Origin of the sequence: Microcoleus sp. T3_B1, from assembly GCF_036700445.1 — a bacterium.
GTDB lineage: Bacteria > Cyanobacteriota > Cyanobacteriia > Cyanobacteriales > Microcoleaceae > Microcoleus.
This window is the reverse complement of sequence record NZ_JAUBOX010000007.1, coordinates 112,041-135,723: the sequence shown is the minus strand read 5'-3', so window position 1 is coordinate 135,723 and position 23,683 is coordinate 112,041. Positions and strand designations below refer to the sequence as shown.

The window sequence follows — 23,683 nt, the reverse complement described above, 5'->3', positions numbered from 1 at the left end:
AAGGCGCGTGCTAACTTTACCCGTAAGGGAGTTTTGGAGAAGACCACATCTCCACGGAGGGGCAACCATACCCCTCCACCCCAATCCAATGTAAAGCCGTCCTAGAAGGACGGGGTTTCAGGCTCATTTTTCTGATGAATTCAGAATCAACTCTCGCTAGACTACAAGCTACACTTCCCGGCGGAAAACTGCCTTCTAGCTACGGGGTATACTTCAAAAACACCCTCGTAGCCCTGTGTCACGCCCTAGAAGACCACATTTTGCAAACCAGTGGCGGGGACAAGAGCGAACTCCAACCCCTAGTTTTGGTGATGTTTCAGCAGGGAAAATGGTATTTACAGGAAGCCGATCGCTACCTAGATATTGCTAATGCCTCTCGGCGCGTTGTCATAGGTGCAGTAGCCGACAGCGGTTTCGCTACCCACAAAACCGCTCAATTAGAAAATGTATCTTTAATAAATCTCGATGAGAGCGACCCCATAATCCAAGAATGGAATTTAATCATCCTCGCCCCGACATACAAAGCAATGGTGCTTTGTCGCGAACTTTCAGACCAGGAATACTTGCCCGATGGCAAGCCGGAAGTAGATATAGAACGAAAGTTCTACGGTTTGTGGTCGTTTGACCAGTCTTTGGTGTCGGCTGCTGCAGAAATTTTTATAGAACAGACGCGACATTACAACGCCCCCCTAGCCGAAAGTTTGCTGGAAATGCACCACGAAATCCTGGCAACTAAAGGCCCGCCCTTGGCCGACATTAGTGGGGTGGTATCGCGGATCGTCACTTACCTGCAAAGTTCTCAGCAGCAAATGGTGGCAATTAACCGCCAAACCCGCGAGTTGTGGGAATTGGAAGGTCAAGCTTTGCGCGTCAGCCGCAATTTGAACGCTAACAAACTTCAAGCTTTTCTGCGGATCGCCCAGCGCGTAGACGAACGCGATACCTCCAATCCTACAGCGTCTTTGCAGGTGGCGGCTTTGTCGGAAACTTTGGGTCAAATCCTCGATTTGCCGGCTTTGCAGTTGCGGAGGCTGCGGCTGGCTGGATTGCTATTTCGAGTCGGCTTAGTTTCGGCCCCGAATGAGGTGTTCGATCGCACTCCCGATGCTTTTGACGAAGCAACTTTCTCGTTTTGGCGCGATCGCAGTTTCATCGGTTCCCAACTGCTGCAAGCAATGCCGGAACTAGCACCTGTAGCGGAAATTGTCAAGCATAAACTCGAATATTGGGACGGCAGCGGCAGGCCAGAGGGTTTGCGAGCCGAAGCGATACCGATGACTTCGCGGATTTTGGGGTTGGTCGCTTATTTTCAAGAACTGACTCAACCACGTGGCGATCGTCCGGCTTTGAGTTTGAGCGAAGCTTTGGAACAGTGCCGCGAACTGTCGGGCACTCGCTTCGATCCGGCTTTGCTGGAAACTCTCAGCAGCGTCGTCAGAATGACAGAAATTGGTTTGATGGAGTTACCAACTCGTCCGAGCCAACTGCCTAACGTGTGGTTGGAGGAGGGCGATCGAACGACCTCGGCCGCTCCGGCATTATAAAATAACTCGACTGTTGACTGTTGACTGTTGACTGTTGACTGTTGACTGTTGACTGTTGACTGTTAACCAACAACTGACAACCAACAACTGACAACTGACTAATGACTAATGACCTCGAAGCCATACGCAAAGGCAAAATTTTGATGTTGGTCGGCACTGATTTAGCCGGCAAAGACTTAGCCGGAGCCGATCTCGCCGGTGCTAACTTGTCTCAAGCCAACTTGAGTGGAGCTAATCTCGCCGGCGCTAACTTGCAGCGGGCAGTATTGCGAGCCAACCTCCGCGGCGCTGACTTGAGCGGCGCTGACTTGCGAGGCGCAGATTTTCGCAATGCCGATTTGCGGGGCGCTTCCTTCGCTAACGCTTTAGTCCGCGACGCAAGTTTTGGGGGTGCTTTTTTGACGGCGGCATCCATCGGCAATTTGGATTTGAGCGGTGTCGATTTGCGCGGTGCCGATTTGCGGGGCGCTGCTTTGGCTAGGGCAATTTTGCTTGGTGCCGATTTGAGCCATGCCAATTTGTCCGGCGCTGATTTGTCAGGATCTGACTTGGAAGAAGCGATCCTGAATGGAGCCGTACTGCGGGGCGCTAACCTGACGGGGGCTAATTTGCTTTGCGCCATGATGGAAAAAACCCTTTGGGATGGAGCTTTGCTCGATCGCGCTTGTCTCCAGGGCACCCCCCTGAGCCTTTAAATTTCAAGAATGTTGTTTAGAAGACAGACAAAAAACAAGATCTGCTTATGAGGTGAATAAGCACAAGCGATTTTTACATTTCTTAATATAGGGTTATAATGGCGACTGTAGATGAGCAAACGAATAAATGGTAGCAGCTTTGTTTAGCGGTACATCCTTTCAAGGTCAAAGTGGCGATCGCCTTGTTAGTAAAGTAGCAGGAGCTGCGATCGCAGCCTTATTCAAGCGTTCTGAAAAGGCCGAGGCCAACATCCGAGTCGAACCAGTAGCCAAACTCTTGCAGGGAAGCATCGACGGTTTCGACTTCGTTGGCAAAGGTATGTTGATGTACAACGGCCTTCGCATAGAAGTGATGGAACTCTACCTGCAAGCACTCTCCATTGATTTTGGAGCGATTTTTGCAGGTCAAGTGAAATTACGGCAGCCTACCCAGGCAAATATGCGAGTAGTCTTAAGTCGATCGGATTTAACCACCTCATTCAATACACCTTTTGTAGTTGAAAAACTCCAGAAGCTGAAGTACCAAGAGCAATCTCTGCACTTTCAAAACACTGAAGTCAGCTTCGGAACCGACAAATCAATTCGGCTTCAGTCCGAAATTACCGTAGGCGATGCCAGCGAACCGGTCAAAATAGATATTACTGCTCAATTGCAAGTAGAAGACAGACGCAAAATCCAATTTGTCAGCGTTACTTACGGCGGTGACGAGCAAGCAGTAGACTTGGGTCAAGCTATAATTGCCCACGTAAATAACTTGCTAGACTTAGACAAATTTGCCTTAGAAGGCACTCAACTGCGAGTAGACCGCTGCCGAGTTCAGAACGACGAGCTGGTTTTCTACGGTTGGGCTGGTATCGAGCAATTCCCCAAAGGTAAGCGCTAAGCCTCAGCCTGCTGAGCTGGCCAAATCCGATTTGTTTGAGGAATTTTATCAGAAGATTGGGTTTAAAACCCCGTCCTTTTAGGACGGCTTTTTCCATTTTCAAGTAAAATAACACATCCATCTCAACAAATGAATATGGTACAGTAAGCAGATCAGACAAGATTTAAAAACCTACCCCCGGACTGGGGGAAAGTCTACGCCCAAAACATTCACAGAGGAGATATGACTACACACCTATGTGCTTTTCGTGGTCAGCCTGGGAACCCTATTACTAGGGATATTAAGATCGAAATGTCTTAAGAATCCTCGTGCCTTCAGGGCCAGGAGTGTCAAAGCTTAACAGCACAACCCGCGTAGGCGGGTTTTGCTATTTTAGCGACAGTTTTTAAGCTGTGGCCCTGCTAGCGTAAGGTCGCGCTATAGTCTCGATCGCAAAAATTGGGTACACCTCACATCTTGCACCATTCTCAATTACTTGTTTAGGAACAGGCTTTTCGGCCTGTTCCACAAGAAGACTCATTCTTTGTGGAACGGGCCGGAGAGCCCGTTCTTGACAATGGTGCAAGATATCAGGTACACCCAAACCTGTGTGGCCAAGCTATATGTCACTGTCAGCTATACGCGAAGCAATCGCCTAGACTATATAGCCTTTCTCACAAAAATTGGATACACCGAAACCTGTGTTGCCAAGGTTATTAAGTTTGATTTCATACCTCATCTGCCCAAGAAATTCTATATATTCCGGCGTATTTCGCGAAGTAAGCTGTCGCGCATTTAATCGATCGACTACTGCGTACTTAAACTCTTGTGGGGTCGCCACTCCTAGCCCACCATCAAGCTTAAATTTAAATGCAAAATAGTTGATTCACTGGGATTCTATTCTCGCCTCAAAATCAGCACTCAGGTTGATGCGATCGCACAAATTACTTTGATAAAGTTAGACAATTCTAAACGCAGAAACCGGGTTTGAAGGACTAAATTCTCTGGTAAAGGGCGATCGCCAGGAGTTGAACAACCCGGTTGATGAGAGTCGCGAGGGCGTAAGTCCTGTGAGAAAATAAATAACCCCAAAAGAGGAAAAATGCTCGGAATTTATTTATTTTGTATCTACGTCGCAGTATTGTCCGTGTTTGCTGGCTCCAGCCCCCGCAGCCCTGAGAAATGGTGGGTAGAAATCGTCACAGATTTGCCCCGCTGTACCTACTATTTTGGCCCCTTCGACACCGACAAAGAAGCCTCCAGCAATATTCCGGGCTACATCGAAGACCTGGAAAGCGAGAAAGCCAAAAGAGTTAGCATCCGCATCAAACGGTGTCAGCCTTCGGAACTCACGATTTGCGACAGTGAATTCTCAGAGAGTATCGCGGCTTAAGAATTTTGATAGTCCAGACTCCAGAAACCGGGTTTTTTGACGAAAATACTCCATCTATCGCGAGGGGTATCGGTTAAATAACCCGGTTTCTGAGCGTCAAGAGTGCCTAAGTTTGGTTTGAGTTTTCAATTACCTCAAGCCTCAACAATAATATTAAGCCTCATCTTGTCCTAGTCCTTACCTTGCGGACTTGGTATTTGTAGTGGTGGCTGAAAAGTCGGAATCATCTCCATCAAAGTGCAGATTTTATCCACCATTAACTGCCCAAATTTATCGGGATCAAATCAGCACTGAGGATGAGCCGATCGCTCTCGTTGCGTTGATAAATTGAGAACAGTAAAAACTACTTAAGTCTTCTCAGAGGTAAATATGTTTGAAATCTCTATGTTGGGTATGTTTTTCACGGCTTTTTGGGTGCTAGCTCAACCTGCTAGCAGCACTCGACGCGACGAATGGTGGGTAGAAGTGGATACAGATTCGCCAAAGAGTACCTATTACTTTGGGCCCTATGACAGCAGACAGGAAGCTTCCGACAACTCGAACTACTACATCCGAGACTTGGAGAACAAAGGATCTAAAAAAATTAGCATCAACATCAAACAAGGTAGTCAACCTACTCAGCTAAGAGCTAGTGAAGAGTCTTGAGAAAGTGGGAAAGTGCAAATTACGGGCGAATAAAATTTGAGTTGTTAACAGGGTTTTTTTAAAATGAGATCGCGCTTGCATACTGTAGGGACACAACAATGCTGTGTCCCTGGCGAATCTTGAAGAAATGGTATTATTTGCGTCCGAGAAATGCAGGTTTTTTCAAATCACCATCTGATTGAGATTACTGCGAGGATTAAAAGTACGATTGGCTTGAATTTTCTCGTAGGCCTCGCGTTCGAGAGTGGTGAGTTCTTTCGGCGGCACGATCGCAATTTTTACTAACAAATCAGTCCGCTCGTCTTTCTTGGGTTTCGGCCATCCTTTGCCCCGCAACCGCAAAGACTGACCCGAACGAATCCCGGCTGGAAATTTCACAGTGATCATACCTTCAGGCGCCGGCACTTCAATTGAAGATCCCAACACCGCTTCGTCGGGAGTTATCGGGACTTCGCAGACCAAATTTTCTCCCTCAAACTGGAAGAAAGCGTGAGGCAAAACTTCTAATTTTAGGTACAAATCTCCCTGCTGCTTCGTGTACGGGTCAACTTGACCTTTGCCTTTTATCCGAATTTTACTGCCAGTTTTCACTCCTGCTGGAATCGAAACTTCGCCCGTGGCGACTCGCTTGGAAGTTCCCCGAAATGCTTCCCCCAGAGTCAGGGAAATGGCGACCTCGGTGTCGAGAGAGCTTCCTGCGGTGCGGTTTTCGTACCCCGCGAAATCTTCAAATCCGCCAAACCCGGTGGGCCCGCCGCTGGTGTTGCGGTAGTTGCTGTAATTCCACTTGGGGTTGCGGGCACTACCCGGACTACTACCTGCGCGACCTAACAAGGCATTGATAAATTCGTCAAAACTGCCGTACTCGCTGAAGTCAACCCCGCCAAAGTCTACATTCGTACTGCCCCCGCCCGGCCATCCACCTGGAGTTGTGGCAGCTTGCTTCCAGTATTGACCGTATTGGTCGTATTTTTTGCGTTTTTCAGGGTCTGAGAGCACTTCGTAAGCTTCGTTTACTTCTTTAAAACGAGCTTCGGCTTCTTTGTTGCCGGGGTTCATGTCCGGGTGATATTTGCGGGCTAGTTTGCGGAAAGTTTTTTTTAATTCGTCAGAAGTGGCAGTTTTGTTGAGTCCCAAAATAGCGTAATAGTCTTTAAAATCTGTTGCAGCCATTAAGCAATCCCCTCTTTATTAGTTGTTATTTGTTAGTTGTTAGTTGTTAGAAAGAATAAATCCCAAATTAGCCGCAGGATGGCGCATTAGTATAATGCCAGGAGCCGAAGTGCCTGCGACATCTCATTCAAATTATAGGTTATCAAAGGTTTGGACTCGATCGAGTTCGGTTGTTGCTGGGCGTTCGATCGCAATTTCCGCACTCCGCTGCTGTTTAAGATTTTATAGCATTCGGCTCTCTCGTGCACAAGGCAGCCGGAGCAGTGGGCTCTAGAAATGATTTTGGCATTCGACAGCAAAAACAATGCTTTCCTCAATTAAGGAACGTCCTTACCCTATAGGCCGTTGCTATAGCTGTGAGCTTTGAGACGGTGAAACTCCTGCGACGAAAACTTTTGGGGAGTTTATGAGGCTGAGGGCTTTCGGGAGGCGGCAGCCCGATTGAGGTGAGGGGGGGAAAGCTGCTGCTGTTGCGGGCGCGAGCCCAGGAGGGTTGACTTGCGCGGACGATCGATCTTTTTTGGTCTTTTTTTCCGGGGCGCGGTGCGATGGCTACGCCCGGCTTACGCCTACGAACTTCTCGATCTGAGCTTGATCACCCAATCCAAATCTTAGCAGGTTTTCATCAGCAAGTTCTGTCAAATCCGGTGTCTGAATTGTGACTATATAATACCCTAAATTGCGCCGTTTTTACACAAAATTTATAGATATTTTTTATTCACCCCAGACCCGTGCTAGACAATTTTATTTTTACAACCTCTGAATAGATTTTAATCCAACTAATATAACATAATTTCTCCCCTGTCTGTTAGCTACATCACACACTTTTATAAAACATTAAGATAGGATAGTAGAGCGATAAGCTTTTAACTGTACCAGGGTCCTAACATTATGAATTATTTGCTAAGTTGGCCTTGTGGCTGCTGCGACGATTGGAAAGATAGTTCCGAGAGTGCTGTGGTACTCAGAAACGGGCAGCGTATTTGTCAGTCGTGCTACCAGCGCAAATACAAAAATCAGAAGCTATTCGCCAGACGCAGGCGAGCGGACATATCTGTATCACGGCAGACAGTAACAGAGACTGTCGCTTATTAATAATGCGCGAGCCTTGGAAGAAAGCCAAGTATTTCGACAACCTCGCATCAGCGGTGGGAATTAATAATCAACAAAAAAAAGAATGAATTTCGTCATCAGTCATCAGTCATCGGTCATTGGTGATCTGTCACTAATTTCATTATTTATCATCAGTCACTTGAAAAGCAGGTAACAGATTTTAACTTAAAAAACTAATGACTGACGACTAATGACTAATGACTAATAACTAAATGATAGTTCCATCAGGAATCGTGGCATTTTTCAGAACTACGATAATGCCGCTGCGGATGTAAAAACCTTGGTTTTCGCGGTTGGCTTCTTCCACTCGGTCTTTATTAATTATTTGAACATTGCGGCCGATGCGGGCATTTTTATCCACAATCGCGCGGCGAATTGTAGTATCTGCACCGATACCGAGGGCGACGCCGCCGCTGTCCAAACTCGAATGCCGTTCGGCGTCGGGTTCGTAGAAGTCAGCACCCATCACCAGGGTGTCTTGAATCGTACATCCAGCTTCAATGCGCGATCGAACTCCCAACACAGAATGGTCGATCCGGCACTGTTTGAGAATGCAGCCTTCAGCAATAATCGATTCAGTCACGTGAGTATCTAAAAGCTTAGTCGGCGGCAAGAAACGCGGGCGAGTATAAATCGGCGCATTTTCATCGTAGAAACTGAAAGGCGGCTGAGGCTGTTTTGTCAGAGCCAAGTTAGCATCGTAAAAAGCCTCAATGGTTCCGATATCTTCCCAATAATCGTCAAACAAATAAGCTTGAACGTTGTGGTCTTTTGCATTATTCGGAATAATCTCTTTACCAAAATCAGTTTGGTTGGGAGATTCTTTCAGAAGTTTAATCAGAACTTCTTTTTTGAAGACGTAAATCCCCATCGAAGCAATGTAAGGACTTTCCTGAGCCTGCTGCGCTGTCAGTCCCAGTTTAGTAGTATCCACCTGCATTTGTTTGAGCGCATCGCCTTTTGGCTTTTCGCTGAAAGAAACAATGCGGCCGTTGTCGTCGATTTTCATCAAACCAAAATCCGACGCCCGCTTCTCGTCCATTGGCAAAACCGAGAGGGTGATATCGGCGTTGGTTTCGCGGTGTCTCTGCACAAACTTCTGGTAGTCCATGCGATAGAGGTGATCGCCCGAAAGAATCAAGTATTCGTCAACGTCCCACTCTTCTAGCAGCCAGAGATATTGGCGAACTGCGTCGGCTGTCCCTTGAAACCAGTTGGGGTTTTCCTGAGTTTGCTGGGCGGCGAGCACCTCGGCAAATCCTTCGGTGAAGCCGGAAAACTGGTAGGTGCGAGCGATGTGACGGTTCAGGGATGCCGAGTTGAATTGGGTGAGGACGTAGATTTTGACTATTTCCGAGTTGATGCAGTTGCTGAGAGGAATATCGATGAGGCGATATTTGCCTGCGAGGGGAACTGCGGGTTTGGCTCGCAATTTGGTTAGGGGGTAAAGGCGGGTGCCTACACCGCCACCGAGGATGATGGCTAAAACTTTTTTCAAGGAACTTTCTCCCTAGGGTCGATTAACTCTCCAAGTACAGTGTCGGATGGTGAGGGCTTCTTGACAAGGGGGGGGAGCAAGGAAGTTTTGAGTTTTGAGTTAGGAGTTGAGTCGCTTACACAGAAACCGGGTTGTTTAATCCAAATACTTCTTCAAACCCTCAATAAGAGTTATAAAACCCGGTTTATGAGAGTTGGAGTGCGTCCGGGACAGGAGTTAGGAGTTTTGAGTTGTGAGTTAAAATACCCATCAATCCATAATCGATATTTAAAAAAGTTTTGAGTTGTGAGTTAAAATACCCTTCCATAAATAAAGGCAGTTTAAGGAAAGAATAAGGTTCGGGGTTTTGGCTGTTAATAACAAGTTTTTTGGGTAAATTCCCCGTTTTCACAATTTCTCGATCGAGGCTCATGGCGCTATTGTTCTTTTTCAAGGCAGGTCGATACTCGCACCGCCACGCCCACTGACCGAAAGCATGCAGGATACAAGCCCCCGGATTCATCCGTCCAGAAATAAAAAACCTGTATCCGAGAAACTTGCCCCCCGAATTTATCCGTGGGGTCAATGCTTCCATTCTTTAATCTAAAATCTAAAATCTAAAATCTAAAATCGATTGACGCTCTGTATGGGCCCAAAGTGCGCTCTGGTTCTGCTTGAATTTGATCCAGTTCTTTTTGCTGGCGTTCCTGTTATCAGAGTTTGTGCGACTCCACAGCACTCAGGAAGCGCCGCCCGCCGGGACGATAAATTTCTAGGTAGAGTCAGTTTTCAATCTTAGATTGACTGCAAATTTGTGTAATATTTTACAATTTGTCGAGCAACAAAATTGCAGAAAATGTCTATTCTCTACCAAAAGCTAGATCCGCAACAAACATCTGCTACTGTAGCCTAACCCCTAAAAGCTAAAAAAAGTGTATGCAAATTCAAACGCCAGACTGGGTTAAAAACGCCGTATTCTACCAAATATTCCCCGATCGCTTCGCCAAAAGCAAACAGCCCCGCAAACGCATGCTGCAAAACTTCATGTGGGAAGAATGGCACGCAATCCCCACCCTGCAAGGCTACAAAGGCGGCGACTTGTGGGGCGTTATGGAACAGCTAGACTACTTGCAAGACTTAGGCATTAACGCAATTTACTTCACCCCCATATTTCAGTCGGCCAGCAATCACCGCTACCATACCCACGACTACTATCAAGTCGATCCGATGTTGGGTGGCAATCCGGCTTTTAAAGAGCTTCTAGACGCCGCCCACGATCGCAACATCAAAGTTGTCCTCGACGGCGTATTCAACCACGCCAGCCGCGGCTTTTTCTTCTTCCACGACATCCTCGAAAACGGCCCCGGTTCTCCTTGGCTCGATTGGTTTAAAATTGAAGGCTGGCCGTTATCTGCTTACGACGGCAATTTTCCTGCTAATTATGCCGGCTGGGATGGGAATCGAGCCCTTCCTGTATTCAATCACGACAATCCAGAAGTGCGAGAATACATCATGGAAATCGCCGAATATTGGATTAAATTTGGCGTCGATGGCTGGCGACTGGACGTTCCTTTTGAAATTAAAAGCCCGGGATTTTGGCAGGAATTTCGCGATCGAGTTAAAGCAGTTAATCCCGAAGCTTACATTGTGGGCGAAGTTTGGGAAGATGCGAGAGAATGGCTCGACGGCACTCAATTTGACGGGGTAATGAATTATCTTTTTGCTGCACCGACTATTGCTTTTGCAGCGGGGGACAGGGTAGATTTAACTCAAATTGAAGGTCGTGCTTACCATCCCTATCCGCCGCTTTTTGCTAAAGAGTACGGCGACAAAATTCAGCAGGTGTTGGAACTGTACCCGTGGCCAATACAGCTAACTCAACTTAATTTGTTGGCCAGTCACGATACTGCGAGGTTGTTAACAATTGCAGGAGGCGATAAAGCTAGTGTCGAACTCGCAACTTTGCTGCTGTTAACTTTTCCCGGAGCTCCTAGCATTTACTACGGCGATGAAGTTGGTTTGCCCGGTGCTCTCGATCCCGATTCTCGCCGCAGTTTTCCCTTACAAGGTCACTGGGAACTTGATGTTTTAGATTATCACAAGCAGTTGATAGGTTTGCGGCACAAATACGCTGCCCTCCGCACTGGTTCGTACCAAGTTCTGTTTGCTGAGGGAACGGTTTACGTTTTTGCCCGAATTTTGGGGGATGAGGAAATAGTTGTTGCTGTCAATGTCGCGACAGAAGAAGCTAATATTAGCTTTGAGCCAGCTAATCTGAAATCTCCTCACGATAAATTGCTGTTTGGGAAAGGCGAGTTTGTTTGGAAAGGTGACGGGGAAACTCGGCATTTAGAATTGATGCTGCCGGCGCGATCGGGATTGATTTTAGGTTCGGATAATTAGTTCAGCAATTACGCAAGTGTCACGATCCAATTGACTTGTAGGGTGCGTCAGACCGATTGATGGACGGATGATCCAGGGTTTTGGCTCTGACGCACCTTACTAATTGTGACACTTGCGTAAGTTCTCTAGTTTAAAATGTAAGGTGCGCCCATAAGCACCCAGGGCTGTTTCATTCTCAGAAAAACCAGGGTTTTGTAGGGGCGGTGCCCCCGTGCCCGCCCAGCCGATAGACGAGCGGGTAGGGGTTTCAGATATCGGGGCAACCACGGGGGGATTGCCCCTACAAGAGAATGAAACAGCCCTGCATAAGCACCCTACTAAATTTAGAGATGCCGCAAGTTTTATTCTGCTGAAACTAATGCGGGTATTAGCACCGCATCAATAATATGGATGACGCCATTGTCAGCAAGAATATTGGAAGTGAGAACTTTAGCATCATTCACTTTAATGCCGTCAGAAGTATCAATTCCCACCACAGAACCTTCAACTGTTTCAGCAGAACTTAACTCAAGCAAATTCTCAGTTAGTACCTCGCCAAACAGAATGTGATAGGTCAGAATTTTCTTGAGCTTGGGTATGTCTTCCAGCCAAGACGTAATAGTATTCGTAGGAATTTTGGCAAATGCCTCATCAGTGGGTGCTAAGACGGTGTAGGGGCCCGGACTTTGCAATAAATCTAACAAACCAGCCGCTTCAATAACAGTCACGAGGGTTTTGAAAGAGCCGGCATTGGTGGCAGTCTCGACAATATCAGCCATGATGTTTTTCAGGAGTGCAAATAGCAGAAAATGAATCAGAGGCGACAATCATTTTAGCAATTTACAAATAGCAGAAAATGAATCGGAGGGATGATGATTATTTTAGTCATAAAAAACACTCGGCAAGTGGGAAACTCAGTGACTTCAGTCCTGAGAGGAAAACGACCCGGCGATTTCAAGCGCCGTGAATCTTCAAGTTCAAAATGAGTAATTGTAGCCATCTTTGTGATGAACAATTTTGCAGTATTTATGGCTAATCCCTTGCATCAATTCTGATGCCGAGATATTAAACGAACCCGTCGTTCTAACCGCAACTCGACCAACATATTCACCAATTTTCTTGCCACTGGTAACGACTGCTTTTACAATGTCGCCCGTTTGAAAACCTTTGACAAACTTGTTTCTCGGAACGTACCGAGATGGAAAGCCAAATTTGTCTGTGCGGCACATTTGACGAGTTCCGTGTCCAGTCGCCTTGATTAGCAATGGTTTACTCGTTACTACAGACAATGATTCAAGTTGACCGACACAAGCAGCATCAAGCCAATGAGTTTTAGGTAGTTGCAGTCGAGTACGATTAAACTTGGTCAGTCCACCTGAACCAGTTAAGACGGGCAACCCCGTTTCTTTCAGTCGAGAGAACAGCGCCCATCGAGTCGAATTCACGGCAGCAGCATCCTTGAGCGGACGTTTTGCTTGTGCAAGAATGTGCTTCAAAATGTCAGGTTTTTTGGCTAAGAATTGCTGAACATCTTGAGTACCTTTCTTCTGGTTGCACTTCTCGCAAGCAAGGCAGAGATTAGAAATTCGATTGCTTCCACCCTTGGCTTTTGGATGAACGTGTTCAACTTGCAAAGGTACGTTTTCAAGGTTGCAATAAGCACATTTCCTGTTCCATTTATTCAATAAATACTCGCGGATTTCGTACCCACATAAAATGCCTTGCTGGTACTCCAGTTCACTAATTTCTGGGTTTTCTAGTTGTTGTAGATCGAATCTGACAAGCTCTTGAACGATTAGACTGATTGGTGCAAGTCTGCGTAATTTGTTGACCCAAGTTAGGGTGGTTTCTACCCGGTGCTGCAAAGATGGTGCTAACCAACCTTTTTGGCGGGTACGGTTTAAAAACCTTGCTTGGCGGTAGCGAGTATGACGGTTTCGTCTTCCTCGACGCAGTGCGCGACGGGAATCAAGACTTGCTTTGATGGCTTGACCTCGATGAGTTAGTTCAGCGCCAAAAATTACTTTCTCACCTTCTAGTAAAGCGATGCCAGTAGTTTTAGAACCTGGATCTAACTTGAGACTAATTGATTCAATAGTTGCTGTTATCACCTTTTTGAGAATAATTGTGAATGGGAACCGTCTAAAAACAGCCGCTTTGCCGGCAGTTAACAACTTATGAGCCATTGAAGGCTTGCAAGGTGTTAGCGGTCTTTTGTTTGTATCAAGTACGAAAATAAAATTGGACATTGTTTCGTCCCTCCACTTGCGTGTAATGTTAGCTTCGCCAAGGTTATAAGAGCTTTTTAAACCTGCAACACTGCCGAGCGTGACTTTAAGACTGTTTAGTTGCAGATGACAGAGCAGGGAACTAGCTTCGCATTCGCCTGGTGTCGTGACTAAAATAACGTAGATTTCAAGAATCTTAGGCTGGTCAGCATAGCTTGCAATTTCTTACAAGCTCAGTCTCTTTAGAGCTGAGTTACTGACTATAAGTTAATTCGGTTGCCGACCCTGATGGCTCGGCCCGATCGACCTTTTTGGCTTATACTTGGCTCGCCTCCTCCCCCTTGCGGAAAAACTGCTTTAAAATCTCTCCGGGTTCTCTGTCCCAGGTGTCGATATGTTCGTAAATTAAGCCGTCTTTATCCAGTTTATAAGTAGAGTAGCCGTTAAAAAAAATCCGAGCTTTCCAGGGAACCCGCAGTGTCCCGCGAACAGTCCAATTTGCCACAATAGTATCAGGGGCTGTCTGACCTACGTCGTGGAGGTCGAAGTAAATCTCGTTAAAGAATAGCTGCCCGTGAAATCGCAGAGTCCAAAAGATAATGCGATAGTTGATTTTTCCTTTAAATTTGTTAACAGGGTCTTGAAAATAAACATCTTTTGTGTAGATGTCGTAGGAGATGTCTTTTTCAAAAAGCGTCGGGAGATCCGCTTTCAGGGTGTCTACTGCTTGTTCTACCTGCATTTGATATTCGATCGCGCTCAAACTACCACCTTGTGACAGTATTAATTTATGACTTTAAATGAATAATCTCGATCGGCAGCGGGAGGAGAAAAAAATTGATACTTCAACCAGCTCTAATCTTACCTCTAATTATATTGTCCCCCTCGGCCTTTCTGCTGACCCGGACTTGCGAACTCGAAACCTTGGCACAGATTTGACAGAACACCCCCACTCCTCTGACATTCTCGCAGAAATCAACAGCGGCAAGCTGTTGATGGTAGATAGCCGTCGCCGGAACGGCCTAATTTTGATTAAACGTTTCCACGCGGAGTTTGCCGGGCCTGGGGCTGCCGTTGGGGGCGCTTTTGATGTTGACTCTCAGCAGGCGATTCCCGTGGGCGATTTTTGTTTGGTTTGCCCTCAATCTCCCGAAGAAATACAGAAAGCTTTTGGAATTCGGCGGCAGTGGGTGCGGTTAATGGAACAGTTAACGGCAAAGCCAGCAGCTTTGGAACGCGCACAAATGGTTTTAACTCAGTTTGAACAATATTTGGATTGGGAAACGGTGGCACAAATTCCCGATGAAGCTTTGGCACTTTTAGTAGGCGTATTTCCTCAAACCATTCGGGCGGCACGGCAGATTGATAATTAAAAATGTTATTGCATCATTTTAGCCGTAGGTTGGGTTGAGGAACGAAACCCAACGCAACCGATGTTGATGTTGGGTTTCCACTATCGTTCCAACCCAACCTACGCAAGATTTGTTGCAAAATTAATATTCATCATTCCTGACCAACTTCATTGTCCCATTCAATCAGAACATTCGCGCCCCAATCCCTTGAATAAGAACCATCCTGCACATAGCGATGAAAACTGGAATATTCCCAATCCCGTGGTGCGGCAACTAATCCATGCTTGACCGGATTATAAGGAATGTAATCCACATGATTTGCAAAATCCACTTCATCTCTAATTTGATGCTCCCAAAACCGCCTCTGCCAGATAGCTTGCTCACCTTTTTTCAAACGAGATACTGAACGAGTTTGTTTATATTGCTCAGGACAATTACGACTGAAATAATTCTTGATCAATCGCCAGCGAGTTGAAAAATTAGCATCTTGATCTGGCAGCGTCCAAATACAATGGAGATGATCTGGTAAAACAACAATAGCATCAATTGTAAAGGGAAATCCACCTATAACATTGCGGAATGCAGCGCGAAGCAGCTCTACCATTTCGGGGTCAGAAAATAAGCGTTGGCGCTGATACGTAACAATAGTAAAAAAATAGGTAGCTCCGGGAGTTTTTAGACGACGATACTGCATGTGCTAAGCACTGATTTTTATAGTGTAGGTTGGGTTGAGGCACGAAACCCAACATTCTGTATAAGCCGTGGAGTTGAGAAACGAAACCCAACATTATTAATCAATTGGGTGTTTGGCAGAGCGAAGCGTAGGGTTCGCTATCGCTTAACCCAACCTACAGAATACCAGCTACAAGATCCACTCGGCATTCTGCAAAACGACTCGATAGCCATCTGGGTCTTCAAAGGTCACTCCATCTTTGTCCCAGTAGGGATTGTAGGAGTTTACAGGCTCAAATCCCATTGCTTTCATTCGCTCAACAGCCTGCTGCCATTCTTGTTGGTTAGGAAGGTAAAAGACGATAAGATTGTCTTGAGTTGGAGCGCCACCTACAATATGTCCCCGTTGATGGATGAATTCAAAGTGGTGGCTTTCTCCTGGCATCCCAACCATTACTCCGTCAAAACCTTCATGGTTTTCAAAACGATCGAGGATTTGCAGCCCTAAACCCTCTGTGTAGAAATGAACAACTCGATCGAGGCAATCCGTTGGACGAGCAACCCGTAAAACCTTTCCTTGAAGCATATATATCTTCTCCAAAGTTATTTTTGTGTTAAGCAGAAACTGGATACCGAATATTATGAGTTGTCAAAAAGTTCTCCTATGCGATCGACTGTCCGCTGATTTTCCTCCGGGCTACCCACCGTAATTCGCAAACCTCCCCCAGTATGCCTAATTAAAGTACCTCGCTCTTTTAGCTGCTGCATGATTTGTTTGTGTTCCTGTTCGGCAGATTCGCCCTCACGAGCTTTTACCCGCAGGTAAACGAAGTTAGCCGCACTCGGCCAAACTTGCAATTTTTGATGCTGAGTTAGCGCTGCAATTAATTTGGCTCTTTCTGATAGAGTTTCTGGAATAGTTGCTAGCAATAACTGCCGCTGCGCTAGAGCTAACTCGGCTGCGGTTTGCGAGAAACTGGGAAGGTTGTAGGGGAGGCGAATTTTTTCTAAGGTGGCTGTGAGTTCGGGATGGGCGATCGCATATCCGACTCTCATTGATGCTAGCCGGAATGCTTTGGAAAATGTACGTAAAATTATCCAATTCCGGTGATGGTGCAATTGGTCTGCTAAAGTATTTTGGCTGAATTCAAAATAGGCTTCGTCAATTACTACTAATATCTCTTCGGGTAAAGTTGACAACCATTCTATTTCATCTGGTGTCAAAGCATTGGCTGTGGGCGAATTGGGGTGAACGACAAAGACGGCGCGCACGGGGGGATTTTGATTTTGGGCTATCGCCCTTTTAGCCGCCTCGATATCGATTTCAAAATTCTCCTCTTTCCGCGGAGCACTCACAACGGGAATTCCGAGGGTTTGGGCGATTATTCCATACATCGAAAAGGTGGGATTCGCAACGAAAATAGAGCCTGCGCCGCCCAAGCAAGTAGCTATTAAGATGGATCTAATTAGTTCGTCGGAACCGTTGCCCACAGAAATATTGTCGGCTGTAATGGCGGTTTTGGGCAGTGTAACCCCCCCTAGCCCCCCCTTGTTAAGGGGGGGGACATTTAGGGATTCATTGACGTATTGGGCGATCGCCTCTTTGAGCGCTGCGTGGCCTCCGTCGGGATAGCGATTTGTCTCAATTAACTGCTGGTAAGTCCAAGCTAGCTTTTTTTTTAATTCTTCTGGCAAGTCGTAGGGGCATTCATTGGTATCGAGGCGATCGATCGCACTTTCCGAGTGCGCTGATTCTCCTGATGTGCCGCCCGGATGGGGAGTGTATGCGGTAAGTTCGGCTAAATCTTTTCGGATAAAGGGAAGCATGGTATAATTTACGACTTTTTATTTTAGATTATCTGCTTAGAAGCATCTGAACTTAGCATAGAGCTTGTTCTATCTCGAAAGCAAGAGGAGAGGGGGATTTAGTTTCTGTCGATCGATTGATGCGTCGGCTGTAACAAATTGATTATTTTGATAAAGTAACTGCTGATATTTGGAGACCGAGTATGAAAGTTAAGCCTTCCGATTTATCTAAAAATGCCGCCGCTACCCTCATAGCTTTGAGTTTGGCTGTTCTCCCTTCAGCTATGCCTGCCTCAGCTCAAACCGAGTCAGCTCCGGCACAGAACAATACTGAGTCTAATGGAGTTGTTCTAGACACCACTCCCCTTCAAGAAAGCAAGGAAGACAACAATCATTGGGGTGCTTTGGGTTTGTTGGGCATCCTCGGTTTGGCGAATCTCTTTCGCAAGGATGAACCCAAACGCTACCGCGATCCGATGGGCGAATAATTTTTTAAACTGCCATCGCACCAGCCAAAAACCCAATCAACCGTCGTGGATTCAGAAACCGGGTTTTTTACCTAAAGACTGGATTATTGCCTTTAATCCAACCAAAAAATCCGGTTTCTTTGATATTATTGATGGCCATTTTAGCCACAAAGTTTATTCAATCGCGCCACAAAGCAATCCCGCCCAATAAACCGCTCACATTGGGTACTATTTTAACCTGTGGCGGTAACTCAACAGCAATCTTTTTAGTATTGCCGCCGCCGATGTAAATGCGATCGCAATTAAAGAGATTTTGCAGATAGGTGAGCGCTTTTTCCAGACGGCGATTCCATCTTTTGGAGCCCACTGTATCTAATGCCGATCGCCCTAATTGCTGTTCGTAAGTTTCCCCTTTGCGAAACGGGTGATGTCCTAATTCTAGATTTGGCACCAAGATACCATCGACAAATAAGGCAGAACCGAAACCGGTGCCAAGGGTAATTACTAATTCTACCCCCGTCCCAGCAATTGCTCCCAATCCTTGAATATCGGCATCGTTAGCCACTCGCACAGGTTTTCCCAAGCGATCTTTGAGGGTAGTTTCTAGGTCAAAATCTATCCAAGACGGATCTAAATTCACTGCGGTTTTGATGACGCCTAGACGCACGACACCGGGAAAACCGACGGATACTCGGTCAAATTCCCCTTGTCCGCTTGCTAAAGAGGCGATCGCCTCTAGTACGGGTTCCGGTTTCGGTGGTTGAGGCGTTTCTAAACGGCTGCGTTCCGTTTGGGGCTCGCCTTCATTGTCCAAAACCATAACTTTGATGCCACTTCCGCCAATGTCAACGGCTAGGGTGCGAGTCGATCGATCTTGTTCAGTCATTTGAGTGTTAAGACTTGCAAGTTGGTCAAATTTTAATTTTTGAATTGGCAAAACTTTTGATCGCTTCCCACATTTCCGCTAGGACATTTCCCAAAGAATGATCGTCTTCTAATTCAATTAATTGCACCCAGGGACGGTTAGCGGCAAAATCTCTGCTAGCGTGAACCGGTATTATTGTATCATGCTTCCCGTGGAGAATTAACGTAGGCACGGATCGCATTAATTTTTCTTCAGGGTATTGAGCCATATCTGCCACAAACTGATAATTCAGCGGCAGATAACCTTGTTCGCCGTAGTGGTAAACGGGCAAATATTTCTCAGACTGCCATTTTTCTAACTGTTGCTGTCCCAACAGCGGCAGCCAGTGGGAGATAAAGTCAAAAGCCGGTGCTAACAAAACTATTTGTTTTACGGACAATTGTCGATCGGCCAACCAAGCCGCTGTCAGCCCCCCAAAACTAGACCCTATTATTGTAACTCCGCCTAATTCTTTTACCTTTTCTGCCGATTGCGAGGATTGGGTTTGCAGAAAGTCTGTTTCTATTTGCTGCAACTGACGGGTGAGGGTGAGGCCGGAAAAATCGTTTTGATTGAGATCTGGAGTTTTTAGGTCAATTCCTACGGAAGAAAAGCGCTCTCGGAAATATTTTGCCTTAAGGGAATCGGGACTTGAAGCAAATCCGTGTAAATAAATGTAACTCGAATCGTTCTGTAGATTCATCCAGAAATTTTTATGAGACTTCTTAACTAATTATTTTAACTTAAAATGAGTTATTAAATAAAAAAATAAGACCCTAAGTAGATGAACATATTTACTGATTATCCCAAGAGAGAAATCCATCGCATAGACTTGAAATCGCTTACTTTTTAGACAAATTATCCGAAGAGAGAAAGCCATCGCGTAGATTACAGAAAACCAGCGTTTATCGATGCCTGTATTTATTGATTTATACCTGCTTACAATGAATCGCAGAGTGCGAATTACGCACCCTGCAATTCACTCTAAACTACTCGTCAATTACTGCGGTTTTTGACCGTTTTGCATCCGGTTTTTAGCATTTTGTCGGCGCTGCTGCATCAGTTGAGCTAATTGGCTACGTTGTTCGGCAGTGAGCACTTCTCGCATTGCGAGTGTAATTTCAAATTGCACCTCTTCCAACTGCTGCCTCAATCCCATTATTTGACGGTGTTTGTCGCGTATTTGGCTGGCATTTTCCTTGCCGGACATCATCGTTTCCAATTCTTGTCTGGCTTGGCGGACTGCTTGCATTCGCTGGGAAACTTGGTCTTTGTAGCGATCGCGCACTGCCTGCATTTGCTGCTTTTGGTCTGCGCTTAAATTAAGTTTCTCGAACATCCCACCTTCCCTGCCAGCGGGTCGATTGGGACGCTGGTTTTGTGCAATTGTTTCTGGTTCTAGGGGATTGGGAACTGCTATTGCTGCGGCTGTGCTGCCGAGAGTCAGCATTAAAACGGCTAGGGCAGAAATACGACGAATTGACATGAAAATTACCTCTTTGATATTACTTATTTGTGGGCGGTTCACTGTCAGCACCAGGGCTGAAAGTCAACCAGTCTGTTTGTGAGCGATCGGTCATATTTTCTTGGGGAGAATCATGGAGGACACCCTCCCAGTTAGTGACTAAAAATGCTTCTAACTTAGCTGTTTCCTCATCTGGCAATTGTGCAGTCTCAAACGGACGGTAGCCAGACCAAAGAACTAGCAAACCAGCAGCAATCGCAGACGACACAGCCCACTTAGAAACAGATGATACTTTTAACCTGTCATTAGACTTAGGTGACGTAGTTACTCGCGTTTTTTTGCGGTGGGTTTCATGGAAAACACTCGCCTGATTACTTTCTATTGCTGCTAAAATTTTTAGCTCTAAATCTGGTGCAGATTCAGGAATATTTGGGCGATGTTGCTTCAAGAAATTAACTAACTCTTGGTCGCTGCTTGGGTTATTCATAGCTCGCTGACACCTTCTTTTTGCAAAAATTGCCGCAGAGAATTTCGGGCATAAAACACGCGAGATTTGACGGTTCCCGCAGGCAGTCCCAAAATTTGGGCTACTTCTTTTTGCGGGATGTCTTCTAAGTCGTGCAGCACCAAAACGCTGCGGTGTTCAAAGCTCAATTGCTCCAGTCCCCGTTGCACTAAATCTTGATAGTGCAACTGCATCAAGTCCGATGTGTTATCTTTGAAAATAACCCGATCCATTGTTTCTTGATTTTTGAGTTGGGAGTCAAAAGAATGCTGTTTAGCAAATGCTTGTCTTTGGTCGGAAGCCACATTCCACGTGATTCGATAAAGCCAAGTAGAAAAGTTTTCCTGGTGCTTGAGTTTGGGCAATCCTTTCCAGACTCGCAGGAATACTTCTTGTGCTAAATCGTCAAGAAGTGAGGGGCCGCAGAGTTGGTAAAGGGTTGACCTGACTTTGTGTTGGTACCGTTGGTAAAGGTAGCGAAAGCAAGTGCGATCGCCCTTTAAACATTGAGCAACTAAGTCCGAGTCGGAACAGTCATCGGTTAAAACATTGGCTGACACAGCTAACACCTGTGAAGTCTCCCCCACCAGTTCGTTATCTGAAGTGTTTAGACAGGGCGATCGCAAAAAAGGTTCAAAGGATTTAAAATTTTTTTTCGACGAGGCGGCAGGTAGGGAAACGGCACTGCCGTGTCCTGATTTTTCCTGTAATTAACGGGTTCCGAGGTGTAAACCTGGGAACCCAGATCCAGAGTCCCAGCCTTGGTTGAGAAAATGGACGCTCTGACTCGCCCCAGAAGCGTTACTTTTACAAGTGATTTAGAAAAGCTATGTATAGCGGTTATCAATTAAGGGAGGTACAAGTTTAGATTGAATAACTGAATAGTTGGGGAATTTACGAATCAATTAAAAAGTCCTCAATACCCCAATTTAAAATCTAAATCTGTACATTATCTACCTGAGAAAAGCTATAGTAGGCTTAGCGCTTTTATTGACCTGAGAGTTTGAGGCGATCGCCTGCCGGTGATATTGCTCTATCCAGGATTGAATTGCCAATTTAAATTCAGCTTTTTGTGCGTCTTGAATTCCTTTTGGATCGAAGCGATCGCAATAATGAATCTCAATCAACAATGCTAACTCTTCGAGACAATATAACTCCGGTTTTTCTTTTTTTAACCTCTCGATCCAATTTTTAAAAGACTCGGAAGGATGGCGAATCAATCCAGACTCATTTAAAGCCTGTTCGATTAAATAAAATTCCGATTTCGGACTCAACGAATCTTTGTTATAAATAGCTTTTAGCCAGCTTTGTTTCTTAGATAAAAGGCGTACATTTTTCTTAAAATTAGGATTACACCTCCAGAAAAATATTAAGATCAGCAGGATGACTCCCCCATACTTCAATCCATTGCTACCTGATAAATATCGCAACCCCAGCAAAATTTCGTAACTCAATAGCGACCATAAATCAGAGATAAATGCCCCTGGGGGAGCAGCAGCATCCTCCATGCTTTGCCAATCAGAAGGCGTAGCATCAAAAGCTTGCCATTTTCCCGCGATATAAGCCAAAGTCCAAGCATGAGCATGGCGACTTCTTACAATATACTGGTTCTCCAAAGAACTAAATTCGTGAACAGAATATCCAACAGCATAACGGGCTGGAATACCGAGTTTTCTCAGGAGAAGTGTCGCAGCAGTAGCAAAATATTCACAATGTCCAGAGCGAGTGTTCAGTAAAAATGTTGATAGAGGCGTAGCATCATTATCTTGGCCCCTAAGCTTCAGTGAATAAACGAAATTTTTTAGGAAAAACCACTCTATTTTATCTAAAATTTGTGGTGGAGACTGGCCTTGAATATCCATTTGGCTGAGGACTTTATTCAGTGCAGCCATTTCTGATTTTGGTATTTGCAGGTCGTCTGCTGTAGGCGGGCTATCTACAGAAAAATTATTATTAAAGTAGCTTCGATAAGCCAGCCTATCAACTTTTCCTACCACTTTAATTGTGCCATATTTATTCTTTTCCATCTGACTGACAGGCAAGGCGTCAATTTTAAAAGTTCCATCTGGCAGCTTTAATAAACCTTGGTTGCCTTGGAGTGTAGCCGAAATAGTAATCGTTGATGGATTCGGTAGTTGGTCGCCTAAATCCCAAGTTGTGCCATTAGTCTTTGGTTGTACGGGAACAAAGTTAGGATTTAAGGCGAGCCACAGTGAAGAGTTGTAGCGATTATAAGTGGCTTCTCTTAGCAGTCGGGGAGGAGTCTGTTTAGCTTCAGGAGCAACTCTAAAAATAATTTCATTTGACTGTTTTAATAATCCCACTGATCCGATGTTCGTTTGTTTTTTCAAAAAATCTGTTTCTTGAGAATTCCCATTACTAAGCCATGAGATTGCTTGCTGTTCTACTGCTAGGTGAAGTTGGTGCAGACCCATCTGTCCTATAAATCCTATACTGCCAGCAATTAACATCAGACCAAGCCAGAGAATAGATGAAAATCTTTTCGTTCTCACCGACCACAAAGCAATAGCTGTTAATGCAAATATCCCAGCATAAAAAGATATCTCTCTACTATTCGTCGCACTAGCGGATAGCAGACAACAGATAAAATATGGATAATTTAGATTCACCATCAAGGGGTTAAGTGGTGCTTTTTTTGTGGCTTTGTTTAGCCACAAAAACATTAGGCGTATATCCAGACTTTCCTTGAGAGAATATACCTGAGCAGCTACCAGTGGAAACAATACACCAGGAAGCCACTGCAACAAATTATATATCAAGTAAATAGAGCGGTTGGCGACCAGGAGATAAACCAGCAAACAGCACAAAAAAATCAGGCAGAAATTAGCAATGCGCCTAAAATCACTAGCTGAAAAATCCCACCGATAAGGCAACCAGCTAGCTGCCTCTAAAATCAGAGCAATTGGCAAAGCAAAAAACCATAGTCCCGTCTGCCAGCCCCAAAAAATTACACTAACACCCAAAAGAAACACTGGCATT

At 45.5% G+C, this 23,683-nt stretch carries 23 protein-coding genes; 8 read left to right on the top strand and 15 right to left on the bottom strand.

Translation table 11 applies throughout. The features are described from left to right. The first annotated feature begins 134 nt into the window (after positions 1–134). The 5 genes from QT990_RS06715 to QT990_RS06695 all read left to right on the top strand — a co-directional run bounded on the left by QT990_RS06715 (position 135) and on the right by QT990_RS06695 (position 5,139). Entirely contained in the window at positions 135–1,544 is a 1,410-nt protein-coding gene (locus QT990_RS06715; RefSeq protein ID WP_333139371.1) for an HD domain-containing phosphohydrolase, read from the top strand. Positions 1,545–1,645: 101 nt separating this feature from the next. Next, positions 1,646–2,239 carry a pentapeptide repeat-containing protein gene (locus QT990_RS06710; protein WP_333465052.1) on the top strand — a complete coding sequence of 198 codons (594 nt, stop codon included), beginning with the start codon at positions 1,646–1,648 and terminating at the stop codon, positions 2,237–2,239. 127 nt (positions 2,240–2,366) lie between these two features. Beyond that, complete coding sequence (locus tag QT990_RS06705; protein ID WP_333035730.1) at positions 2,367–3,122, top strand: DUF2993 domain-containing protein; 756 nt, start codon at positions 2,367–2,369, stop codon at positions 3,120–3,122. Between the two features lie 1,081 nt (positions 3,123–4,203). Beyond that, positions 4,204–4,494, top strand: a complete 291-nt coding sequence (locus QT990_RS06700) for a DUF1816 domain-containing protein (RefSeq protein WP_333109629.1) — start codon at positions 4,204–4,206, stop codon at positions 4,492–4,494. Positions 4,495–4,863: 369 nt separating this feature from the next. Continuing rightward, entirely contained in the window at positions 4,864–5,139 is a 276-nt protein-coding gene (locus QT990_RS06695; protein WP_333139367.1) for a DUF1816 domain-containing protein, read from the top strand. 162 nt (positions 5,140–5,301) lie between these two features. Here QT990_RS06695 and QT990_RS06690 read toward each other — a convergent pair whose 3' ends face one another. The 3 genes from QT990_RS06690 to QT990_RS06680 form a co-directional block, all read right to left on the bottom strand. Further along, entirely contained in the window at positions 5,302–6,312 is a 1,011-nt protein-coding gene (locus QT990_RS06690) for a J domain-containing protein (protein ID WP_333139364.1), read from the bottom strand. 1,321 nt (positions 6,313–7,633) lie between these two features. After that, the gene (locus QT990_RS06685; RefSeq protein ID WP_333315471.1) at positions 7,634–8,923 is read right to left on the bottom strand and encodes a glucose-1-phosphate adenylyltransferase; all 1,290 of its coding nucleotides are present in this window, start codon (positions 8,921–8,923) and stop codon (positions 7,634–7,636) included. A 184-nt stretch (positions 8,924–9,107) separates the two neighbouring features. Beyond that, a complete protein-coding gene (locus QT990_RS06680; RefSeq protein WP_333139361.1) occupies positions 9,108–9,497 on the bottom strand; it encodes a hypothetical protein in 390 nt (129 codons plus the stop codon). A gap of 341 nt (positions 9,498–9,838) precedes the next feature. On the opposite strand from QT990_RS06680, the gene QT990_RS06675 reads away from it, so the two are divergent. After that, positions 9,839–11,305: a glycoside hydrolase family 13 protein gene (locus QT990_RS06675; protein WP_333465051.1), complete on the top strand. Its 1,467-nt coding sequence runs from the start codon at positions 9,839–9,841 to the stop codon at positions 11,303–11,305. 341 nt (positions 11,306–11,646) lie between these two features. Here QT990_RS06675 and QT990_RS06670 read toward each other — a convergent pair whose 3' ends face one another. From QT990_RS06670 to QT990_RS06660, 3 genes are all read right to left on the bottom strand, one after another. Then, a complete protein-coding gene (locus tag QT990_RS06670; protein ID WP_333139357.1) occupies positions 11,647–12,063 on the bottom strand; it encodes a fasciclin domain-containing protein in 417 nt (138 codons plus the stop codon). A 198-nt stretch (positions 12,064–12,261) separates the two neighbouring features. Continuing rightward, positions 12,262–13,533 (bottom strand): RNA-guided endonuclease IscB, encoded by a 1,272-nt coding sequence (iscB, locus tag QT990_RS06665; protein ID WP_333139356.1) that lies wholly within the window; start codon positions 13,531–13,533, stop codon positions 12,262–12,264. Positions 13,534–13,828: 295 nt separating this feature from the next. Further along, entirely contained in the window at positions 13,829–14,254 is a 426-nt protein-coding gene (locus QT990_RS06660; protein ID WP_333139382.1) for a DUF2358 domain-containing protein, read from the bottom strand. Positions 14,255–14,312: 58 nt separating this feature from the next. Here QT990_RS06660 and QT990_RS06655 point away from each other — a divergent pair, with 58 nt between their 5' ends. Continuing rightward, positions 14,313–14,885, top strand: a complete 573-nt coding sequence (locus QT990_RS06655) for a hypothetical protein (protein WP_333139354.1) — start codon at positions 14,313–14,315, stop codon at positions 14,883–14,885. A 130-nt stretch (positions 14,886–15,015) separates the two neighbouring features. Here QT990_RS06655 and QT990_RS06650 read toward each other — a convergent pair whose 3' ends face one another. From QT990_RS06650 to QT990_RS06640, 3 genes are all read right to left on the bottom strand, one after another. Then, the gene (locus QT990_RS06650; protein ID WP_333139352.1) at positions 15,016–15,558 is read right to left on the bottom strand and encodes an REP-associated tyrosine transposase; all 543 of its coding nucleotides are present in this window, start codon (positions 15,556–15,558) and stop codon (positions 15,016–15,018) included. Between the two features lie 168 nt (positions 15,559–15,726). Next, complete coding sequence (locus QT990_RS06645) at positions 15,727–16,122, bottom strand: VOC family protein (RefSeq protein WP_333139350.1); 396 nt, start codon at positions 16,120–16,122, stop codon at positions 15,727–15,729. A 53-nt stretch (positions 16,123–16,175) separates the two neighbouring features. Continuing rightward, complete coding sequence (locus QT990_RS06640) at positions 16,176–17,363, bottom strand: histidinol-phosphate transaminase (RefSeq protein ID WP_333139348.1); 1,188 nt, start codon at positions 17,361–17,363, stop codon at positions 16,176–16,178. 182 nt (positions 17,364–17,545) lie between these two features. Between QT990_RS06640 and QT990_RS06635 the strand changes: the two genes are divergently transcribed. Continuing rightward, on the top strand, positions 17,546–17,830 hold the full coding sequence (locus QT990_RS06635) for a WGxxGxxG family protein (protein ID WP_333139346.1): 285 nt from the start codon (positions 17,546–17,548) through the stop codon (positions 17,828–17,830). A gap of 157 nt (positions 17,831–17,987) precedes the next feature. On the opposite strand, the gene QT990_RS06630 is transcribed toward QT990_RS06635, so the two are convergent. The 6 genes from QT990_RS06630 to QT990_RS06605 all read right to left on the bottom strand — a co-directional run bounded on the left by QT990_RS06630 (position 17,988) and on the right by QT990_RS06605 (position 23,682). Then, complete coding sequence (locus tag QT990_RS06630; protein WP_333107905.1) at positions 17,988–18,695, bottom strand: ROK family protein; 708 nt, start codon at positions 18,693–18,695, stop codon at positions 17,988–17,990. Positions 18,696–18,720: 25 nt separating this feature from the next. Next, on the bottom strand, positions 18,721–19,416 hold the full coding sequence (locus QT990_RS06625) for a YqiA/YcfP family alpha/beta fold hydrolase (RefSeq protein WP_333139344.1): 696 nt from the start codon (positions 19,414–19,416) through the stop codon (positions 18,721–18,723). 297 nt (positions 19,417–19,713) lie between these two features. Continuing rightward, positions 19,714–20,199: a Spy/CpxP family protein refolding chaperone gene (locus tag QT990_RS06620; protein ID WP_333139342.1), complete on the bottom strand. Its 486-nt coding sequence runs from the start codon at positions 20,197–20,199 to the stop codon at positions 19,714–19,716. 19 nt (positions 20,200–20,218) lie between these two features. Further along, positions 20,219–20,665, bottom strand: a complete 447-nt coding sequence (locus tag QT990_RS06615) for a hypothetical protein (protein WP_333139340.1) — start codon at positions 20,663–20,665, stop codon at positions 20,219–20,221. Next, positions 20,662–21,252: a sigma-70 family RNA polymerase sigma factor gene (locus tag QT990_RS06610; protein ID WP_333139338.1), complete on the bottom strand. Its 591-nt coding sequence runs from the start codon at positions 21,250–21,252 to the stop codon at positions 20,662–20,664. Before QT990_RS06610 ends, QT990_RS06615 begins: the two co-directional genes overlap by 4 nt. Positions 21,253–21,636: 384 nt before the next feature. Next, entirely contained in the window at positions 21,637–23,682 is a 2,046-nt protein-coding gene (locus QT990_RS06605; protein ID WP_333300397.1) for a transglutaminase domain-containing protein, read from the bottom strand. Between the last annotated feature and the right edge of the window lies 1 nt (position 23,683).